Origin of the sequence: Erythrobacter crassostreae (assembly GCF_019204045.1) — a bacterium.
GTDB classification, from domain to species: domain Bacteria; phylum Pseudomonadota; class Alphaproteobacteria; order Sphingomonadales; family Sphingomonadaceae; genus Erythrobacter; species Erythrobacter crassostreae.
Map to the genome: position 1 here is coordinate 1205290 of NZ_JAGSPC010000001.1, position 17756 is coordinate 1223045.

Consider the following 17756-nt stretch of genomic DNA (forward strand, 5'->3'; position numbering starts at 1 on the left):
TTGGCCGGAATGGCCAAGAGGAATGTCCGCTATTGTGGGCTAAGAAGTTGGATCGCTATGGCAGAGACTGGGGCGCAAAGCCGCCAATTCGGTCAACAGGCTTAGCTTTAGTCGCAGTTGCTTTAGCTCGGCTGCTGGAGCTGGTCATCGAACATGCTCGACAACACGATATGCTTCAATCAATGTTTGCGCATGACGCTGTTGTCGAATGCTAAGTCTTCTTCCTTGCGGGCTCTTCCCTGGCTGCTTGTCGCCCTTACCGGCGTTGCAGCCCCTGTCGTGGCCATGCTCCTGCTCTTCGATGCCTCCGATCCGGCGTCGATACCGCCATTGAACGGCCCGATATTGGCGGTTGGTCTGATGGGGGTTTCCATGATCGGAGCGGCTGCAACCGGCCGCTTATGGGTCGGAGTGCTTCTCGGCCTGTTGAGCGTGGGCGGGCTCATCCTATTGGCTTATACGCTGGGCATGCCGACCGTTCTACATCCGCTTTCGGTTGGGTTCGCCGTTATCATCGCCAGCATCAGCTTCGCTGTAAGAGGCGCTTTGTTCGCCCGGAGCGCCTCCGATAGAGGCTGGTGGGTCGCGCTATTTGTTGTCGGCGGGGAAGCTGCGGTGGTCGCTACAGCGGCAGCCCGGCCCGACATGTTGCCGGATTGGCTCCTGGCCTTGTTGCCAGCACAGTGGGCGAGCATGGCAATCCAGGCTGCGCTCACCAATTCCGCCGATAGTGTAGCAAACTCGGCATTGATCGCCCTCGCAGGTACCGCAGCAGCGACACTGGTGGTGGTGTGGCTGTGGCCGCGCCGGTGGCCTTACTTGCTGATGTTCAGCGCGTGGCTCGGGTTTTCTGCCCTTGTCTATCACTCACCTGCACCGGAATTGCCGCGCGTCGATCAGGTCAGCGCTGCGGCACCTGTGAGCCCACTCGCATCAGGCACCGCGAGATATCTGCACAACTTCAGATAGGACAATCACCCATACGTTCGCCAAGCCGAACCGACTGCTCTGGAGCCCAGTCGCCGTTGAATTCAACGATCCCATGCTGGAAAAGCATGATTACGGTGGAACCGAGTAAGAACCGGCCCATCTCCGTTCCTTTTTCAAGCACTATGTTTTGATCATCATAGGTCCATTCGACCACTTGCTTGGGACGGGTCGGATTCACAACGCCATGCCACACAGTTTCCATACTCCCGACGATTGTCGCGCCGACCAGCACCATCACAAGCTCGCCAAACTCGCCAGCGTCGAAGACGCAAACGACGCGTTCGTTGCGAGCGAACAGGTTTGGGACCCCGCGTGCAGTTGTCGGGCTCACCGAGAACAGTTCGCCGGGCACATAGATCATACGCATCAACCTGCCAGCGCAGGGCATATGGATACGGTGGTAGTCCTTCGGAGACAGATACAGGTTGGCAAAACTGCCGCCGCGAAATTGCGATGCCAGGGCCGGGTCGCCGCCCACCAGCTCTACAGTGGTGAAGCGGTGCCCTTTAGCTTGCACGATGTGCCCGTCATCAATCGCGCCGAATTGACTGATCGCACCGTCGACCGGGCATATAAAGCTGGCATCCGCCAGAGGGCGCGCGCCTGCCCTGAGTGGCCGCGTGAAGAACTCGTTGAAAGATTTATAGCTGGATAGCTGCGGGTCGGCGGCCTCTTTCATGTCGACGTTGTATTTGCCGACAAACCACCGGATCAATCGCGTAGTCGCGGCCCCGCTTTTTGCGCTAGCAATACGGCCTGCAAATGTCGTCAGGAGGCGCTTTGGCAGCGCATATTGCAACAACACCTTTAATCGATCCATCACTGCACCTTGAATACTGGCCCCGACTTCTCCCGAATAGGAGGATGTCGATTGGCAACATCGTCAAAGCCCTACCTACGATTGCGGATATTGGACAGGGCGATCATAGCCCAAACCGGCTGTCCGCCTATCAGGCTTGCCATATTCAAGCATACAGCATCTATCAGAGGGGCGATCCTCTCAGGCGAGGGCACACGCCATCCGATGGATCTGGAAAGCAATAATGGCCAAAGCCACAACATGCACAGGCATACCGACGCTCTACTGAGATCGCGGGTAGTCCATGTGGATTCACCGCTCGCGAACCTGCTTCACGAATGCATCGACTTGCTCGTTTAGGACGCTCGCCTGTTTCTCGAGATCGCTGGCGCTGCTGAGAACCTGAGTTGCTGCTGTGCCGGTCGATAGCGAAAGCTCCCGCACGTCGTCCACATGCGTGGCCACTTTCTCGGTCCCTCGTGCGGCGAGATCGATACTGCGAGCCAGATCGTGACCCGCAACCGATTGTTGATCGACGGCGCTTGCAATCGATACGGCGGTCGTTTCGAGCTCTCTTACCTGTCCGGCGATAGAGCGCAGCGCGGAAACACTTGCGCCGGTGGTATCCTGCATGGACCGGATTTGATCCGCGATCTTTTCGGTTGCTCTGCTTGTCTGCATTGCAAGCTCTTTGACTTCGCTTGCGACAACGGCAAACCCGCGTCCCGCTTCGCCGCCGCGAGCGGCTTCGATCGATGCATTGAGCGCCAACAGATTGGTCCGCTGTGCGATGGTGTGGATCAGCTCGACGATCTGGCCCACCTGATCGGCGGATTCGGACAATGCAGAGATCGTTGTGTCGGCCTCGGCTGTGGCGTCGCTGGCAAGCCGTGCCAACTCGCTTGAAGATGCCGCCTGCCTGCTAATTTCATTGATGGATAGCGCGAATTCATCGCTTGCGGCGGCGGCGGCGGTTGCACCGGCATTTGCCTCCGACATGTCTTTCGACAGCTCGTTTGTACGCTGGCTGGTGTGCTCGGCAGCATCCTTCATTTGCGATGCTGTAGTGTTCAGCTCCGTCGAAGCCGATGCAACCCGTTCGACAATCTCGCCAACCGAATGCTCAAGCTGAGACGCGACATCCGCCATCATATTCGCTTTGCGTTCCTGAGCCTCTTCCTGCTCACGAGCGCGCTCCTGTTGCGCCCGAATCTCGGCATCAGCACGTTCGGCGCGTTCGCTCGCCCAAATTTCCATTTGGCGGCTTGCGCGTTTGAACAAGGTCAAAGATCGGACCATATCGCCCATCTCGTCTTTGCGGTCATGGCCTGCGACTTCGAAGTTCCGGTCGCCTTTTGACAACCGTTTCATCGCGCCGCTGATTTCAGCAAGCTTGCGGGAGAAATCCTTGGACAGATAGTTCAAACCGCCGATCAAGATCAGAACCCCGATTCCGGAAAGCGCCAAGACGATACCGATCATCATGAAAAAGTAGTCGGCACCGGTTTGCTCTATCTCTCCGCTGAACAAAGAAAGATCGCGGGCGAACCGGTCAGCTTGCGAGTAGAGCTCGTCACCTTGCTCTGAAAGCTGAAAGGCGAGCGCCGTTACCTCTGGGCTCCGCCCCTCGGCTCTGAGACGGTCGGTTAAGGCAACAAAAGTTGCATTGTAGCTATCCAGAACCACGCGGGTTTCCTGCAATCTGTCATCCAGCTGCGGAGCGTGTTTCTGGATGATCGCTTCCAGATCATTTATTTGCTGTTCGGTCGCCTTAAACGTCTCGCGCTGACGCTGGAACGCGTCGGTTTCACCGCCGAAAATGGTGCGTACCGTGTTGTATCTCAATTCACCTGTCGCACCGCGGAATTCGACAGCAGCAACAACACCATCGCGGACCTCGGATGAGGTTTGATAGCGGAAATAGAGCTCGCTGAAGCCAAGCGTCAGGACCAATGTGACTGCGAAGCATACACCAAAGAAGGTGCCAAAGATCGCGTGAATCTTGCCTTTGATCTGGAGGTTGCTGAACCAGCTAAAGCGATCAAAAAAGCTCACTGGCGCAGCCGGCGCAGCTTCAGTTTCGCCTTCTGTAGCGAACTGGGTTTCCAATTCGCTGACATATTCGGGAACGGCGAACTCTTCGCGCTGCTCCTGATGGCTCATCATATTCATTGCAGTGGCACCCGGTTCGGAAAACGTAACGCTATTCCTGAACGAAAATGCTTTCCAAAACCTTGCCAGCGCGCGCCTAATAACCCCGGTAAAGACCGCCGCCAGTTAACCTGCTCTAATTCTCGCAAGGAAATCATTGACCTGACTGCGCAGCGTCGTCGCCTGCTCTTCCAGATCGGTCGCGCTCGAGAGGACTTGAGTCGCGGCCGAACCGGTCGAAAGCGACAGTTCGTGCACTTCATCGACATGACCCGCAACCTGTTCTGTCCCGCGTGCGGCGAGGTCGATGCTGCGAGCAAGATCCTGACCCGCGACGGATTGCTGGTCGACTGCGGTTGCGATCGAAACTGCGGTTGTTTCGAGCTCTTGCACCTGGCCGGCAATTGACCGCAATGCCGAAACGCTTGCGCCGGTTGTATCCTGCATGGAGCGGATTTGTTCGCCGACCTGTTCGGTCGCGCGGCTTGTTTGCATAGCGAGTTCTTTGACTTCGCTTGCGACGACAGCAAATCCGCGGCCCGCTTCGCCGCCGCGCGCAGCCTCGATTGAGGCGTTCAAAGCGAGGAGGTTGGTGCGTTGTGCAATGGTCTGGATAAGCTCGACGATCTGGCCGACCTGATCGGCAGACGCGGAAAGTGCAGAAATGGTCTGATCGGCTTCATTTGCTGATTCAGTGGCGCGGCGAGCGAGCTCAGCTGATGACGCGGCTTGGCGGCTTATTTCCCCGATCGACATTGCAAACTCGTCGCTTGCGGCAGCCGCTGCGGTCGCTCCAGTGTTGGCTTCACGCATAGCGACGGAAACTTCGTTGGTGCGCGCGCTTCCCTGTTCGGCGCTGCTTGCCATCATGGTCGATGTGGTCTGAAGCTGTGACGATGCCGAGGCAACGCCGCTGACGACATCGCCGACGGTGCGTTCAAACTGGTCCGCCAGTTCGCGCAAGGCGCCTTCGCGTTCTACCTGTGCTTCTTCACGTTGAAGCTGGAGGCGTGTTTGTTCTTCCAATTCCGAATTCGCACGCTCTGCGCGTTCAGTGTTTAGGCGGGCGAATTCAATGCTTGCGAGGCGAATGCCTTCGACCTCGTTCCCGAGGACGCCGTATTCGTCGATCCGGTCGCGATGTGGAACGATGACATCGCTTTGGCCCTTTGCAATTCGTTGAATGCAATCGATCAACTGACGTGACGTGCGAATGATATCGGTGCGAATAACAGACATGAGGCCTAGGGTCAGCGCAACGCCCACGGCGACTGAGGCGATCAATACGTAGCGAAGCATGTTAGCTTCAGCGGCAGCTTTCGCGATGGCTGCCGGGTCTCCTGATTCAAGGTGGCTTGAAATGTCACCCAGCAGGATGAATGAAAATGCAGCCGTGAGAATTACGAGCGCAAGCGGAGCGCCAACCGTCAGTAAGACTTTCTGCATAGTGCCAAGACGGCGAAAAATGTTCGTCACGATGCCAACATCTTGATCGTATTGATGCGCATCTGCGCTTGGCACATGCGCACGGAATTGATGTGAAGTCGGCTGTCCCGCTTCACCTTCGGTGAAAATATGCTGCAGTTCGCTCATGCGGCCTGCTCCCCATTTGAGTTTGCGATGGCGCTCGCCGCCGCATCTTGCTTTGTGATCAATGCGTCAATTTCTTCGGCAGGCATGGCTTTGTAGTAAAGCCAGCCTTGAATCTGGTCGGCACCGGCAAGGCGAACCATGTCGGCCTGTTCGGTCGTTTCGACACCTTCTGCGGTGACATCCATTTTGAGCGCGCGGGCCAATGCGATGCTGGACAGCATCATCGCGCGGCTGCCGTCATCCTCGCCCGCTTGAACCACAAGGCTGCGGTCCAGCTTCAGCTTTTCAAAGCGGAACTGGCGCAGGAAACCAATTGATGCGTAGCCGGTGCCAAAATCATCAAGCGAAATCCGGACACCGAACCCGCGAATGACATCGAGGCTCCGCTCAGCCACGACAGGGTCGAGGACAAGGCAGGTTTCGGTGACCTCCAATTCAAGCTGGTGCGGTGGATAGCCTGTTTCTTCCAGAATTTCACCGAGTTTGATCGGGAATTCCGGGTTGCGCAGCTGCGCAGCGGATATGTTGACCGACAGGGTGACATTGCCCCAACGCAGCGCGTCACAGACTGCTTTGCGCAGCACCCAGAGGCCGATCGGATTGATAATGCCGCTCTCTTCGGCAACCGGAATAAATTCATTCGGACCGATTTTCTTTCCGTCCTGACGTTCCCAACGTAGCAAGGCTTCGACAGCTACAATGCTTCCGCAATTGGCATCGACCAGCGGTTGATACGCGATGTCGAATTCGCCTTCGGTCAGGCCTATGCGCAGATCGCCTTCGAGCTCACGCACGGCTTCACGGCGCTGGTCAAATGTCTTGTTGAACCAGGTGCAACGCATCTTTCCGCCGCGTTTTGACATATACATAGCAACATCGCTGCGCCGAAGCATTTCCGATGAGCTCAAACGCTCATCTGCTGTGCATCGAGCGAGGCCAACACTTGCACCGACAGGAATCTGACGCTCATCGAGATCGACCGGCGACGCGAGTTGTTGCAGAAGCGAACGGCACATCCCTTCGAGGATGGTACCGGCTGCCTGGCCGCCGTTAACAACGGCAAATTCATCACCGCCGAGCCGGTAGCAATACGCTTCCTCGCTGCACACGTCGCTGATCAGCTTGGCACACTTTGCAATCAGCTGATCGCCGACACTGTGGCCGTAATGGTCGTTCACCTGCTTAAACGCATCAAGATCAATGAGAGCGATCGCAACTTCGTCATCGCTCTTGTAAAGGCGCTCTATGTCGCTGTGCAAAGCGCGGCGGTTTGGCAGGTTGCTCAATCGATCGCGACTGATGACTTCTTCAAGTTCGTTGACATTGGCAATGCCGTTCCGACCCAGCAGAACCAGTGTCGCCGCATAGATAAGCGCGCCTGCAATCAGCAGCGCAGCGGGCGACGCAAACGAAATCTGGTCACTGGCTATTACCACCAGAATGATAAGCGCGGTCACAATCGAGAGAACAGCAAGCGGGATCAGAACCAGACCGGCTTTCGTCAATCGCAGTGGTTTTCCCTGTGGCGACACCCTTGTTCCCCGTGCTTTGCGAACCCCGAAGACACCGCGCATATACGCCGCATCCGAATTTATACGTAGATTCCTAAACAGCATTGGCTAACGAAGCGTAAACCAGAGGGAGAAAGCGCCCGATGTGGCCGCATTTTCCGGCATGATCTAACGTCAGCCTGAATGTTGGTTTAGTGGGCCGCACCTGCATGCAAAGCGGTTGGCGCTCGTTCCGATGTGTAAATGCTGGCGCGGCGAGGGGCAGGCCGGAAAGAGGTTGTCTGACCCACTACGGTTTCACCAGCACCCAGCATCAGATACCCGTCGTCTGACAGGGCACTGGAAAGTCTGGAGAATGCGCGTTCGCGCTTCGCCTGATCAAAGTACAACAAGACGTTCCGGCACAAAATCAGATCAAACCGGTGGCGCGAAGGCGGCTCTGTGAGAATGTTGTGCTGCTGAAAGCGGGACATCGCGCGTGTCGTCTCGCGGACTTGCCAACCTTGGCTTGTTTCCTCGAAGTGGCGCAGCATCTGCGCCACACCAAGACCGCGCTGGATTTCGAACTGGCTGTAAACGCCGTTTCGAGCGGCATTGATGGCACGGTGGGATACATCGGTACCAAGGATTTCAATTGTCCAATCTTTCCAACGATCAGCTGCATCATTGAACAGCATCGCCAGCGAATGGACTTCCTGACCTGTAGAGCAGCCCGCACACCAGATCGAGATGCGTTTGGTGTCTGCGCGCCTGCTGGCAATTTCCGGCAGGACATCTTCGGGAAGCTGATCGAAGGTTGGCTTGTCGCGAAAGAAATAGGTTTCGTTGTTGAGCAGCGCCTCAACGACTTGCTGTGATAGATCCGGTTTGCCGGGATTGCGCATCGGCAGATCTAGCAGACAAACCAATTGATCAACGTTGGTGATACCATGTTCGCGGAAAACGCCTGACAGTGCAGTTCCAATCCGCCAGCGCCGGCTTTCGGTTAGATGCTGACCGGTCCGCGCCTCTAAGAGGTCGGCGATGATCTGGTATGAGGCCTGGCTGACTTCCATGGTTTACCGCGCACGCTTCACTTCGAAACCGTGACCGGGGCGAGCGACATGACAGCTTCACCCAGCTCTTCTGGTGAGCCGGTCAGGCTGGTTAGTCCCGCTTTTGTAACTGCACCTGGCATACCCCAGACTGCGCTGGTCTCAGCATCCTGAGCGTAAATTGTCCCGCCGTGCTCGGCGAGTTCGGCTGCGCCTTCCAAACCATCACGGCCCATTCCCGACAGGATGACGGCGAGAACTCTGCCTTCGCATGCTTGGGTAAGGCTGGAGAGCATCGGATCGACCGATGGCATACAGCCGCTCCGAACGGGTTCTGAGGACGGTTTCGTGATCAAACGGTCGCCAATGCGGCGCACGATCATATGCCCGCTCCCGGTTGCAATCATAACCTCGCCGCGGCGGATTTCTGCGCCGCGCTCAGCAATCACCGTTTTGCGCCCGCATGCGATTTCGACCTGGCGCGCAAATACGGGCACAAATGAGGCGGGCAGATGCTGAGTAATAAGGATCGGCAGATCGAATTCAGGCGTGATTTGACGCAGCATCAGATTGAGCGCGTGGATACCGCCAGTCGATGCGCCGATTGCCAGCACTTCCGGGCGTTTTCCACGCGGAGCACTTGCAACGGGCTTGGCTGTATGCGGTTGTTCGACGTCCGATCCAGATGCTTCCGCAGCCGAACTGCCCAAGGCGCGTATCTTGCTCAACAATTGCGAGCGATACTCTTCATTAAAACCGCCCGGCCGCGGTTTCAGCATTGTCTCCGCAGCGCCCATAGAAAGCGCAGTAACGGTAGCTTCTGCGCCGTCTTCAGTAAGCGAAGAGACGACAAGGACTTGAACGTCTTTCGATGTTTCAAGAATTTCAGGAAGGGCTTCGAGCCCGCCCATGCCCGGCATTTCGAGATCGAGCAGAATAACATCTGCTGGTGTGTTTTTAAGCTGGGCGATTGCGCGCTCGGCGCTGCTCGCTGTGCCAGCGATGTTCATGCCTTGATCGCTTTCGACCATGCGTTTGAAAATCGTACGGACTGTAAGCGAATCGTCCACGATCATTACGCGAACGCCATCATCACCGGCCGGTTGCGGAGTGGCGGCAGTAGCCGGTTCGGCTTTTAGTATTTTACTTGTTCGAGGCGTCGACGCGCTCACGCGAAGCCAACCAACTGTAATTTGATCTGAAGAGTTTCGTGATCGAACGGCTTCATGACATACTCGTCTGCGCCCGCTGAAATGGCCTCGCGAATATGAGCGACATCATTTTCGGTGGTGCAGAACACAACTTTCGGCGCGTTGCCTCCTGGGCGTTTGCGCAGCTGGGTTATGAATTCGATGCCGGTCATAACCGGCATGTTCCAGTCGAGCAGCACGACATCTGGCATGTTCATTTCACACGCATCCAGACCGGTTTGCCCGTTTTCCGCCTCGGATACATCGAAGCCAAGTGTTTCGAGAATATGCCTCGACACTTTGCGTATTACCCGGGAATCATCGACGATCAGGCACGTTTTCATGAAGACCTCTTTATGTTTATCGCCCGTGGGTACGCTCAAGCGGTAACTAATGGATTAAGCTGCGGCTGAGAGATCGCCCGATTTCTCGTCAGGACCGGCGATCAGCGCGGCTAGGTCAATGAGCAAGGATGGACCGGCAGAGGTCTCAATCATTCCGGTGGCCACACGCGACCATTCAGGCCCGAACCCGCCGGTGATCTGCGTAGGTTCGCCGATGCTGGTCGTGATGTCTTCGATCGCATCAAGGGTTAGGGCATAGGAATACCCGTTGACAGAGACGACGGCGGCGCGCGGATCAGTGCTCCAATCAGTGCCTTTGAAACCAAGCGCGAGACGGCAGTCTATTACTGTGAGCGCTTGGCTGCGCAGCGCAGTAATGCCGGCGATAAAGTCCGGTGTTTGGGGGACGGGAGTAACCGCGCCCAACTCGATTACAGATTGCACGTCATGAGCATGCAAGGCGCAGCGACGGCCAGCAATCTGGGTCATAACCATCAGATCAGACATTAGCGGTTTCCTCCGGCAGCGCGGGCTTTGTGAAGGGCAGCAACAAGAGCATCCCGATCATAGCGATAGATGGTGTCTTCGCCCGGAGTTTCCTGAGGCAGGCTGCGCAGGCGAATGACTTTGTCGGCAATCGGCATTTCGAGAGCGGCTGCCGCTTCGTATTCTTCCTCAAGCATGATGCAGATTTCGCTGCCATCTTCTTTCGGTTCGCTGCTTTCATCCGCTATGTCGTAACCCGCAGAGGTCACAAGCGGGCCAAGAATGCTGCGCGACCATTCGCTTCCGGGAAGGCGGCAGATCGGTTTCGCAGTGATCTCGGGCGGTTCACCATATCTGGCGAACAGTTCATGTCCGTCCACCAGCGATACAGTTTGGTCACCGACCAGCGTGACTGCCTCGATCAACGGATCATCTGTAACCGGCTTAAGTTTTTCAGTGAGCTCGACCGCATCATCAATCTCTCGCACGGCTTGTAGCAATTCAGAATCGCCGTCGCTCAGGCGCAGAAAACGTACTTTTTCCGCAGGGAATGGCCCATCAGGCAATCCGATCAGCGGCAGGATCGCATTATCAATGACAGCGCGCGGGCTCGCCGATGTCCGATCGATCGCGGACGCAGGTGCAGTCTCAATCCGCTTCACCAGTTCGAGGCGGACTGCACAGCGGCGCCCGTGAAAATCTGTAAAGAGCATGGCTCGACTGATGTCTTTCCCGGCTTTCGAATCTGTTTCCTCTGCGGTTTGCAGGACGCGTGTACGGGCATCGGATACGAGGCCGTAATTGCTGGCAATGTTGGTCACATCGAGCAGCAGGATTGGTTGGCCATCATCAAGCAAGGTGGAGCCAGCGTAAAAACCGCTGCTCATCACCGCGGGCGCAAGCGGCTTTACAACGAGATCGCCGTGAGTGTGAATCCGGTCAACGGCCAGCGCAAACAGATCGCCCGATGCGAGACGCAGCAGAACCATTGTTTGGTCGCGTTCATCAATATCGCCAACATCAAGGCCCAAAACCTGGGTAAGCATCAAGCATGGCACGCGCTGTCCACGGAATGTGACCAGTGCGGTTTCGCCAACTCGGGTAAAGTCGAGCGCCTTGGCTGAGGAATGGATGATTTCTTCGACATAGCTTTGCGGGATGGCAAAGCGCTGTTCGCCGATTTCAACAGTCAGGCCGGCAATAATGCTAAGAGTGAGCGGGATTTGCAGGGTGAACAGCGTGCCGACCCCCGGCTGGCTGGAGACCTTTATGCTTCCGCCAACTTTTTGAAGATTTGCGCGAACAACATCGAGACCGACGCCGCGACCTGAGACATTGCTGACTTCATCTGCGGTCGAAAAGCCGGGTTCAAAGATGAGCTGGAGGATCGCTTCGCGGCCCATTTGCGTGCGCTGTGATGCTGTGATCAGTCCCGTATCAACGGCCTTGGCAGCGATTTTCTCTTCGTCCAGACCGCGCCCATCATCGCTGACGACAATCGAAATGGTATTGCCTGATTGGCGCGCGGCAATCGATAGCAGGCCGATTTCGCGTTTGCCGTTTTTGAGCCGGTCGGATGGTACTTCCATCCCATGGTCGATGGCATTGCGGATGATGTGGGTAAGCGGGTCGCGCACCATCTCGACCATTTCGCGGTCCAGTTCGACATCGCCGCCTTCAAGGTCGACCATTACCTGTTTGCCAAGATCCGCTGAAAGATCGCGAACCAGACGGGGCAGGGCGGCAAAAACGGTTTCGATCCGTTGCATCCGCATGCGAGTGATCGCATCGCGCACATCGGATAGAATGGTCGTGAGGCGTTCGAATGGTCCATCGATCGTAGGCTGGGTGCCTGCCTGACGCAGGCGATGGCCCAGATCATTGCGGGCCAGAACCATGTCCGAAACACCGCTCATGACACGGTCAAGCAGATCAACCGGCAGGCGAATGCTGCGCTGTACGGCAGCGGGGCAATCGGGCCTTTTGGCCGTTTCCTCGTCCGCGAAAGCATCGCAGCCTTCCAGAATTGTACTGGCGGGAGAATGTGCCGGGGCAGTTTCAACTGCGATGATATCATCTTCCGATGCAGCGTTGAGGGCCGCGATCAGTTCTTCATCACCACCGGCAGATAGCTCTTCGCCCGCTTCAATGGCGTCGACCATCAAAGCGATCCGGTCGATGATCGCAAGCACGGCTGTGACAAGCGCGGCATCCGGCTCTCGGCGCCCTGCGCGGCAATCGGCAAGCGCGTCTTCCGCAGCGTGGCTGAGTCCGGCAAGGCGCGGAAAATCGAAGAATCCGCAATTGCCTTTCACGGTGTGAACGAAGCGGAAAATGGTATCGATGCGCGCGCTGTCGGATGGATCAGCTTCCCAGGCGATAATCTCGCCCTCGCTGGCTTCCAGCATCTCACGTGTTTCTGCGACAAAATCCGCCAGCAGGTCGTCCATGGCGCGCTCGCCCCCGAAGTTAAAACTCTAGAAGCATCTATGGGGCTGGATGGTTAACGAAGCGTAACGAATGCCCTATTGAGGCGCGCGGCGGTGCAGAATGACGTAGATCAATACGACACCCGTTAGTCCGCCGAACAGATTGGCGGCGAGTTCGGCGGTGTAAATCGCCTCACTGCCCCAGTTGCCCTGAAGCAGAAATGCAACCGGCAGCATCACCAGAAATACACGCAACACCGACTGGCCCAGCGCATAGCGCGCGTTGTCGACCGCGTTGAGAATGCCGTTGGCAACGATCAGGAGGCCAAAGCCTGCATAGCCCCATGCCGCGATTTGCAGATACAGAGCAAACTCATCGACCACGTCCGGGTCTTCGGTGAAAAGGTCGGCAAACCATTCGCCGCCTGCGACCATGGCGACGGCAATGCCAAGGCCCCAGACGATGCAGAACGCGCCCGCGTAAAGCGCCGCTTCTCGCGCTCGGCCATATTCCTTCGCGCCCCAGTTTTGGCCGACGATCGCGCCAATAGAGCCTGACAAGGCTAGAAGCGGGACGGTGGCGAAACTTTGCAATCGTCCCGCCGCTCCAAATCCAGCGACCGCCGCTTCCCCTTCGAGCGCGACCAGCGCTGTCAGGATCGACAGCCCTATAGGGTTGATCGCGTTGGACATCGCTGCTGGCAGGCCGACGCTCATAATTGCCTTTGCTGGATCGACCAGGCTGCTACCGCGTAGGCTGCCCAAATCCATCGGGATGGCAGCTGATCTGACTAGAACCAGAGCGACGGCCACACCGACCATCCAGCCGATGATGGTCGCATAAGCCGCACCTGAAATGCCGAACCCTTCGAAACCGAAAGCGCCCGTGATCAGGATCGGATCAAGCACCCAGTTTGCGGCCGCATAGCTGATCGAAACGGTGCTTGTCTTGCGCGCTTCGCCTTGCCCGCGCAGCACGCCGTTGAGGCCCATAATCGCCAGTATCAACGGGAAACCGAGCGCGTAGGGTTCCATGTAAAGACGGATGAGCGGCAACAGGTTTTCTGGCGCATTCATCAAGGAAAAGAGCGGATCAAGCAGCGCATAGAGCGTTAAGCCCATCACGATCCCGCAGCCCACGGCGAAAACAATGCCGAAATTGGCGCGCCGAGCCACCTTTTCATCGTCCCCTTCGCCCAGCGCGCGCGCTACGACTGAATTGATACCGACCATGACGCCCACGCCAAGGCTGGAGAGCGCTACGGAGATCGGAAAAATAAACGAGATCGCCGCCAGAGCATCGCTGCCTAGCTGCCCGATGAAATACGCATCGACGAGGCCAATCGACATGATTGCGGCCACACCCACAATCGCAGGCAAGGTCTGGCTGATCAAATGTCCGGTGATGCTCCCGCGAACGAGTTTTGCCGATGAATTGTCGGGGGCAGTGTCATCATCGCTCATACAAGTCCCGCGTAGCCGCGGAGTTGATCTATGGCAAAGCCTAAACAGGCCGAAATGCTTGTGCAGCGCCCCTTGGCCGTGCGATATAGGTTGCAAAGACAGACAGACGCAAAGGATTCCCGTTCATGGCAACGCAGCTGAAACCGACAATCGAATGCAGCAAAGAAGAATGGCAGGCACGCCTTGATCTGGCTGCATGTTACCGCATTTTCGATCATCTCGGCTGGTCGGAATCGATCTACAACCATATCTCTTTGAAGGTTCCGGGTGAGGAAGATACATTCCTGATCAACCCGTTCGGTCTGCTCTATGATGAAGTGACCGCATCGAACCTTGTGAAGATCGATGTCGAGGGAAACAATGTTGGCCCGTCGCAATATATGGTCAACAAAGCTGGCTTCACCCAGCACGCATATTTTCACAAGCATCTGGGTGAGCGGGCTGATGCCATCTGCCACGTCCACACCACCGCAACGATGGCCGTGTGCAGCCACAAAGACGGACTGATGCCGACCAATTTCTATGCCTGCAATTTTCAGAACCAGATTGGCTACCACGATTTTGAAGGCGTGACCGTTCGCAGCGAGGAAGGCGAGCGTCTGGTCGAGAACCTTGGCGATCACACTATCCTTATGCTCCGCAATCACGGGCCAGTTGTAATGGACAAAACGATTCAGGGTATGTTCGTGAAGATGTGGGCGCTGCAACGCGCCTGCGAAATTCAGGTTGCGACGGTGGGCATGGGTAAACCCAATGTTGTGCCGCAGGAAGTTGTCGATGTGCACCAGCGCGACATTTCGGTGATGCAGTCACAAGGCGGCGCGGGCGTGTTCGATTTCGAAGCGTGGAAACGCCGTATCGACCGGATCGACACGACCTGGCGCAGCTGATCCCGAATTCAAACAACAGTTAGGATGCGCTGATGCCGCGCATGACCGTAAATGATCGTCCGGTCGAGTTTGATCTCGATGCCGATATGCCGCTGCTCTACGCGCTGCGTGAGGCTGCGAACCTGACCGGCACGAAAAGCTGCGGCGGCGGTGATTGTGTCGGGGCGTGTATGGTCTTGGTCGATGGCACCGCGCTGCGGTCTTGCCGGATCACTCTGGCAGAGGCTGAAGGGCGCTTTATCACCACGATCGAAGGGTTAAGCCGCGACCGCTCGCATCCGGTGCAGCAGGCTATGGTGGCGGAGCAGGCGATCCAATGCGGGTATTGCACGCCGGGCATCGTGATCGCGGCGGCTGGCTTGCTCCAGCGCAACGCCGCGCCCAGCAAGGAAGAGATCGAAGCCGCAATCACCAATCTATGCCGCTGCGGGGTCTACCCTCGTCTCGTCAGCGCGATACAGCGGGCAGGGCGTGTGATGCAGCGCGGCGAAAGCATCAGTGCAGCCCCCGCGCCGGGTATCAGCGCGCAGGATGCTGCAGCGAATGTTCCAGCATTACGGCCAATTCCGGCGCCAAGTGAAGACGGCTCTTAGAACTTTCCAGTGATCGCGAACCGCGCGTTTAGAGGCGCGCCGACTGTTGCCTGATGTGTTGCGTGGCTGTTCGGGAAATACAGCGTGTCCGTCAGGTTTTCGACATTCACCTGAAGGCGGAACCGGTCCGAAATGTCGAAATATGCAGCCGCATCAATCCGCGTATAGGCAGGCAGCACGGCGGTGTTGCCGTTATCGATGAAACTTTCATCCTGATGCGTCAGGCCAAATCCAACACCGATCCGATCAGTCACCTCGATATTGTTCCAGATGGAGAACATGTTTTCCGGTAGCTCGCGCGGACGAAGACCGGTTGGGCCTGACAGATCGACCTGTTCGCCGTCCAGGAAACTATAGCCCGCCGAAACGAACCAGCCATCGGTTACCTCGCCCTGCAATTGCAGCTCGAAACCCTGAATGCGTGAATCGATGATATCCAACGTGGACGGGTCATTGTCATTTGGCTGCGGCGAGCTTTGCTCAATCTCGAAAATCGCAGTTGTAAGGGAAAGCCCCTGTGCGAAATCCCATTTGAGGCCTGCTTCTAGATTTGTGAACGTGTCTGGCGCGAGCGCATCGTTACTGCCATTGATGTTGGCGAATTGCTCGCCCGAGCGCGGGAGGAAGCTTTCGGAATAGCTCGCATAGATGGAAATGTTCTCGGCAGGTTTCAGGACCAAGCCTCCTCGCGGAGAAAACTCTTCATCCTTGCGGGATCGCAGGTCATTTGCCGGTACATTCAGCACTTCGATATCAAAGCTATCAAAGCGTCCGCCAACGATCACATTCAGCCAGTCAGTCAGCTTAATCTCGTCTTGGATATACAGCGAGATCACATCAATCTCTACCTGGGTGAAATCGTTGAGATCGTTGAAAGCGGTCGTTGTAGTGTTGCCTGAGGCGTTGGTGCCAACGCCGCCGCGCAGAGCGAGCGGGCGCTGGATAAAGAACACTTCATTGTCGTCATTCGTCTGATCCCAGACCGGATTGAACCGGTCCTGATCAGAAGAGGTGCTGATAAATTCACCGCCAACCAGCAAAGTATGGTGCACGTTGCCTGTATCAAAATCGCCGACCAGATTTCCGGATAGGATCAGGTTCTGGCGCTGAGTGTTGTCGATGTAACCATCTGTGGTGACGACATCGGGCGTGTTCGCCTGATCATATCCCGACGCGTAAAAGTTGGAATAGACTTTGTCATAGTCGCCGTAAAATGCGCTGAAGACGCCTTTCCAGTTGTCGGAAAAATTGTGCTGGAGGTTCGCACGCAGCAAGTGCGCTTCGAGCTGGGTGAAGTTCAGCTCTTCATCGCCGAACACGATGTCCTCGAACTCTTCAACCGGGCGTCCATCACTACCAGTGGGTATTCCGCGATCAATGAAGCGATCGTGATTGGCGTATTCGTAAGACAAGTCGAGAAGTGTTTCTTCGCCGAGTTCGAAGCGGACAGTTGGGTTAAATCCAATCCGCTCACCATCGTAAAAGTCGCGGTGATTGGCGAGGCTTTCATAAGATGCGTTCAGCCGCACCCCGATGCCTTCAGATGCCTCTAAGTTAAGATCACCCTGAACACTGAATTCGCCAAACGTGTCGACAGCTACCTGACCGCCGCCAAAGGTATCGCCAATAACGCCTTTTTTGGTGACGCGGTTCAAGATGCCGCCGGTGCCGCCGCGACCGAAAAGAAGCGCGTTGGGCCCTCGCAGGATTTCAACCTGCTCCAGATTGTAGAGGCCGCGATAATATTGAACGTCATCGCGCACGCCGTCGATAAAGAAGTCCGCAGTGGAGCGCACGCCGCGAAACACGATGGCATCCCGATGCCCTTCGCCTTGCGATGTGTTCACACCCGGCGTGTAATCGATAATCTGGCCAATGCTTGTAAAGCCCCGCTCTTCGATCTGTTCCTGTGTAGTGATCGTAACCGATTGCGGAACGTCGAGGATCGGTGTCGGGGTTTTCACCGAATTCAGTTGATCGGTGTAAAGCACATCTCCGCGAACTTCGATTTCGCGGTCACCGTAATCGACCTCTTCTGCATTCTCCCCCGCATTGTCCGGGGTAGCCTCCGCAAGAGCTGGAAATGCGAAGGTTGCGCAACCTGCGAGCAAGGCAATGCGCGAGAATCGAAGCGTCATAAATAGTCCCTTTCCGTCCGTTGCATTCTCGCTATTGCAACTTATTCGCAATTACAAGCGTGAAGTTGAGAATAATTCGCAACTGATGTTGTCTGTGGCGAAACAGCCGCAATCGCGGTAACAAGCAGTCCGAAATTCAATTGG

Annotated in this window: 14 protein-coding genes; 3 read left to right on the top strand and 11 right to left on the bottom strand. The window is 56.5% G+C overall.

What is annotated here, in order from left to right; all coding sequences use genetic code 11:
* Window positions 1-225: 225 nt before the first annotated feature.
* Window positions 226-969: a hypothetical protein gene (locus KCG46_RS05925; RefSeq protein WP_218404347.1), complete on the top strand. Its 744-nt coding sequence runs from the start codon at window positions 226-228 to the stop codon at window positions 967-969.
* Here the strand turns inward: KCG46_RS05925 and asd are convergent.
* The 10 genes from asd to KCG46_RS05975 all read right to left on the bottom strand — a co-directional run bounded on the left by asd (window position 962) and on the right by KCG46_RS05975 (window position 13991).
* Window positions 962-1810 carry an archaetidylserine decarboxylase gene (asd, locus tag KCG46_RS05930; protein WP_255551791.1) on the bottom strand — a complete coding sequence of 283 codons (849 nt, stop codon included), beginning with the start codon at window positions 1808-1810 and terminating at the stop codon, window positions 962-964. The genes KCG46_RS05925 and asd overlap by 8 nt on opposite strands.
* A 291-nt stretch (window positions 1811-2101) precedes the next feature.
* Window positions 2102-3961: a methyl-accepting chemotaxis protein gene (locus KCG46_RS12610; RefSeq protein ID WP_255551792.1), complete on the bottom strand. Its 1860-nt coding sequence runs from the start codon at window positions 3959-3961 to the stop codon at window positions 2102-2104.
* Between the two features lie 105 nt (window positions 3962-4066).
* The gene (locus KCG46_RS05940; protein ID WP_255551793.1) at window positions 4067-5533 is read right to left on the bottom strand and encodes a methyl-accepting chemotaxis protein; all 1467 of its coding nucleotides are present in this window, start codon (window positions 5531-5533) and stop codon (window positions 4067-4069) included.
* Window positions 5530-7038, bottom strand: a complete 1509-nt coding sequence (locus KCG46_RS05945; RefSeq protein WP_255551794.1) for a putative bifunctional diguanylate cyclase/phosphodiesterase — start codon at window positions 7036-7038, stop codon at window positions 5530-5532. The genes KCG46_RS05940 and KCG46_RS05945 overlap by 4 nt, the downstream gene beginning before the upstream one ends.
* Window positions 7039-7235: 197 nt before the next feature.
* Window positions 7236-8099: a CheR family methyltransferase gene (locus KCG46_RS05950; protein ID WP_218404350.1), complete on the bottom strand. Its 864-nt coding sequence runs from the start codon at window positions 8097-8099 to the stop codon at window positions 7236-7238.
* Window positions 8100-8116: 17 nt separating this feature from the next.
* Window positions 8117-9154, bottom strand: a complete 1038-nt coding sequence (cheB, locus tag KCG46_RS05955) for a chemotaxis-specific protein-glutamate methyltransferase CheB (RefSeq protein WP_218404351.1) — start codon at window positions 9152-9154, stop codon at window positions 8117-8119.
* Between the two features lie 92 nt (window positions 9155-9246).
* A complete protein-coding gene (locus KCG46_RS05960) occupies window positions 9247-9612 on the bottom strand; it encodes a response regulator (RefSeq protein WP_218404352.1) in 366 nt (121 codons plus the stop codon).
* A gap of 54 nt (window positions 9613-9666) precedes the next feature.
* The gene (locus KCG46_RS05965; RefSeq protein ID WP_218404353.1) at window positions 9667-10119 is read right to left on the bottom strand and encodes a chemotaxis protein CheW; all 453 of its coding nucleotides are present in this window, start codon (window positions 10117-10119) and stop codon (window positions 9667-9669) included.
* Window positions 10119-12548, bottom strand: coding sequence for a chemotaxis protein CheA (locus KCG46_RS05970; protein WP_218404354.1), 2430 nt, complete (start codon window positions 12546-12548; stop codon window positions 10119-10121). The genes KCG46_RS05965 and KCG46_RS05970 overlap by 1 nt, the downstream gene beginning before the upstream one ends.
* Before the next feature lie 75 nt (window positions 12549-12623).
* Window positions 12624-13991 carry an MATE family efflux transporter gene (locus KCG46_RS05975; protein WP_218404355.1) on the bottom strand — a complete coding sequence of 456 codons (1368 nt, stop codon included), beginning with the start codon at window positions 13989-13991 and terminating at the stop codon, window positions 12624-12626.
* 125 nt (window positions 13992-14116) lie between these two features.
* Between KCG46_RS05975 and KCG46_RS05980 the strand changes: the two genes are divergently transcribed.
* Together KCG46_RS05980 and KCG46_RS05985 are read left to right on the top strand one after the other, a co-directional pair.
* Window positions 14117-14881 carry a class II aldolase/adducin family protein gene (locus tag KCG46_RS05980; RefSeq protein ID WP_218404356.1) on the top strand — a complete coding sequence of 255 codons (765 nt, stop codon included), beginning with the start codon at window positions 14117-14119 and terminating at the stop codon, window positions 14879-14881.
* A gap of 32 nt (window positions 14882-14913) precedes the next feature.
* Entirely contained in the window at window positions 14914-15474 is a 561-nt protein-coding gene (locus KCG46_RS05985; protein ID WP_218404357.1) for a (2Fe-2S)-binding protein, read from the top strand.
* Here the strand turns inward: KCG46_RS05985 and KCG46_RS05990 are convergent.
* Entirely contained in the window at window positions 15471-17612 is a 2142-nt protein-coding gene (locus KCG46_RS05990) for a TonB-dependent receptor (RefSeq protein ID WP_218404359.1), read from the bottom strand. The two genes, KCG46_RS05985 and KCG46_RS05990, sit on opposite strands and share 4 nt — an antisense overlap.
* Window positions 17613-17756: the final 144 nt, after the last annotated feature.

What these genes read in the sequence shown, in the direction of transcription:
- KCG46_RS05990 (WP_218404359.1), bottom strand. Translation starts at nt 17,612, where the DNA reads ATGACGCTTCGATTCTCGCGCATTGCCTTGCTCGCAGGTTGCGCAACC.
- KCG46_RS05975 (WP_218404355.1), bottom strand. Translation starts at nt 13,991, where the DNA reads ATGAGCGATGATGACACTGCCCCCGACAATTCATCGGCAAAACTCGTT.
- KCG46_RS05970 (WP_218404354.1), bottom strand. Translation starts at nt 12,548, where the DNA reads ATGGACGACCTGCTGGCGGATTTTGTCGCAGAAACACGTGAGATGCTG.
- KCG46_RS05965 (WP_218404353.1), bottom strand. Translation starts at nt 10,119, where the DNA reads ATGTCTGATCTGATGGTTATGACCCAGATTGCTGGCCGTCGCTGCGCC.
- KCG46_RS05980 (WP_218404356.1), top strand. Translation starts at nt 14,117, where the DNA reads ATGGCAACGCAGCTGAAACCGACAATCGAATGCAGCAAAGAAGAATGG.
- KCG46_RS05985 (WP_218404357.1), top strand. Translation starts at nt 14,914, where the DNA reads ATGCCGCGCATGACCGTAAATGATCGTCCGGTCGAGTTTGATCTCGAT.
- KCG46_RS05940 (WP_255551793.1), bottom strand. Translation starts at nt 5,533, where the DNA reads ATGAGCGAACTGCAGCATATTTTCACCGAAGGTGAAGCGGGACAGCCG.
- KCG46_RS12610 (WP_255551792.1), bottom strand. Translation starts at nt 3,961, where the DNA reads ATGAATATGATGAGCCATCAGGAGCAGCGCGAAGAGTTCGCCGTTCCC.
- KCG46_RS05960 (WP_218404352.1), bottom strand. Translation starts at nt 9,612, where the DNA reads ATGAAAACGTGCCTGATCGTCGATGATTCCCGGGTAATACGCAAAGTG.
- KCG46_RS05950 (WP_218404350.1), bottom strand. Translation starts at nt 8,099, where the DNA reads ATGGAAGTCAGCCAGGCCTCATACCAGATCATCGCCGACCTCTTAGAG.
- asd (WP_255551791.1), bottom strand. Translation starts at nt 1,810, where the DNA reads ATGGATCGATTAAAGGTGTTGTTGCAATATGCGCTGCCAAAGCGCCTC.
- cheB (WP_218404351.1), bottom strand. Translation starts at nt 9,154, where the DNA reads ATGATCGTGGACGATTCGCTTACAGTCCGTACGATTTTCAAACGCATG.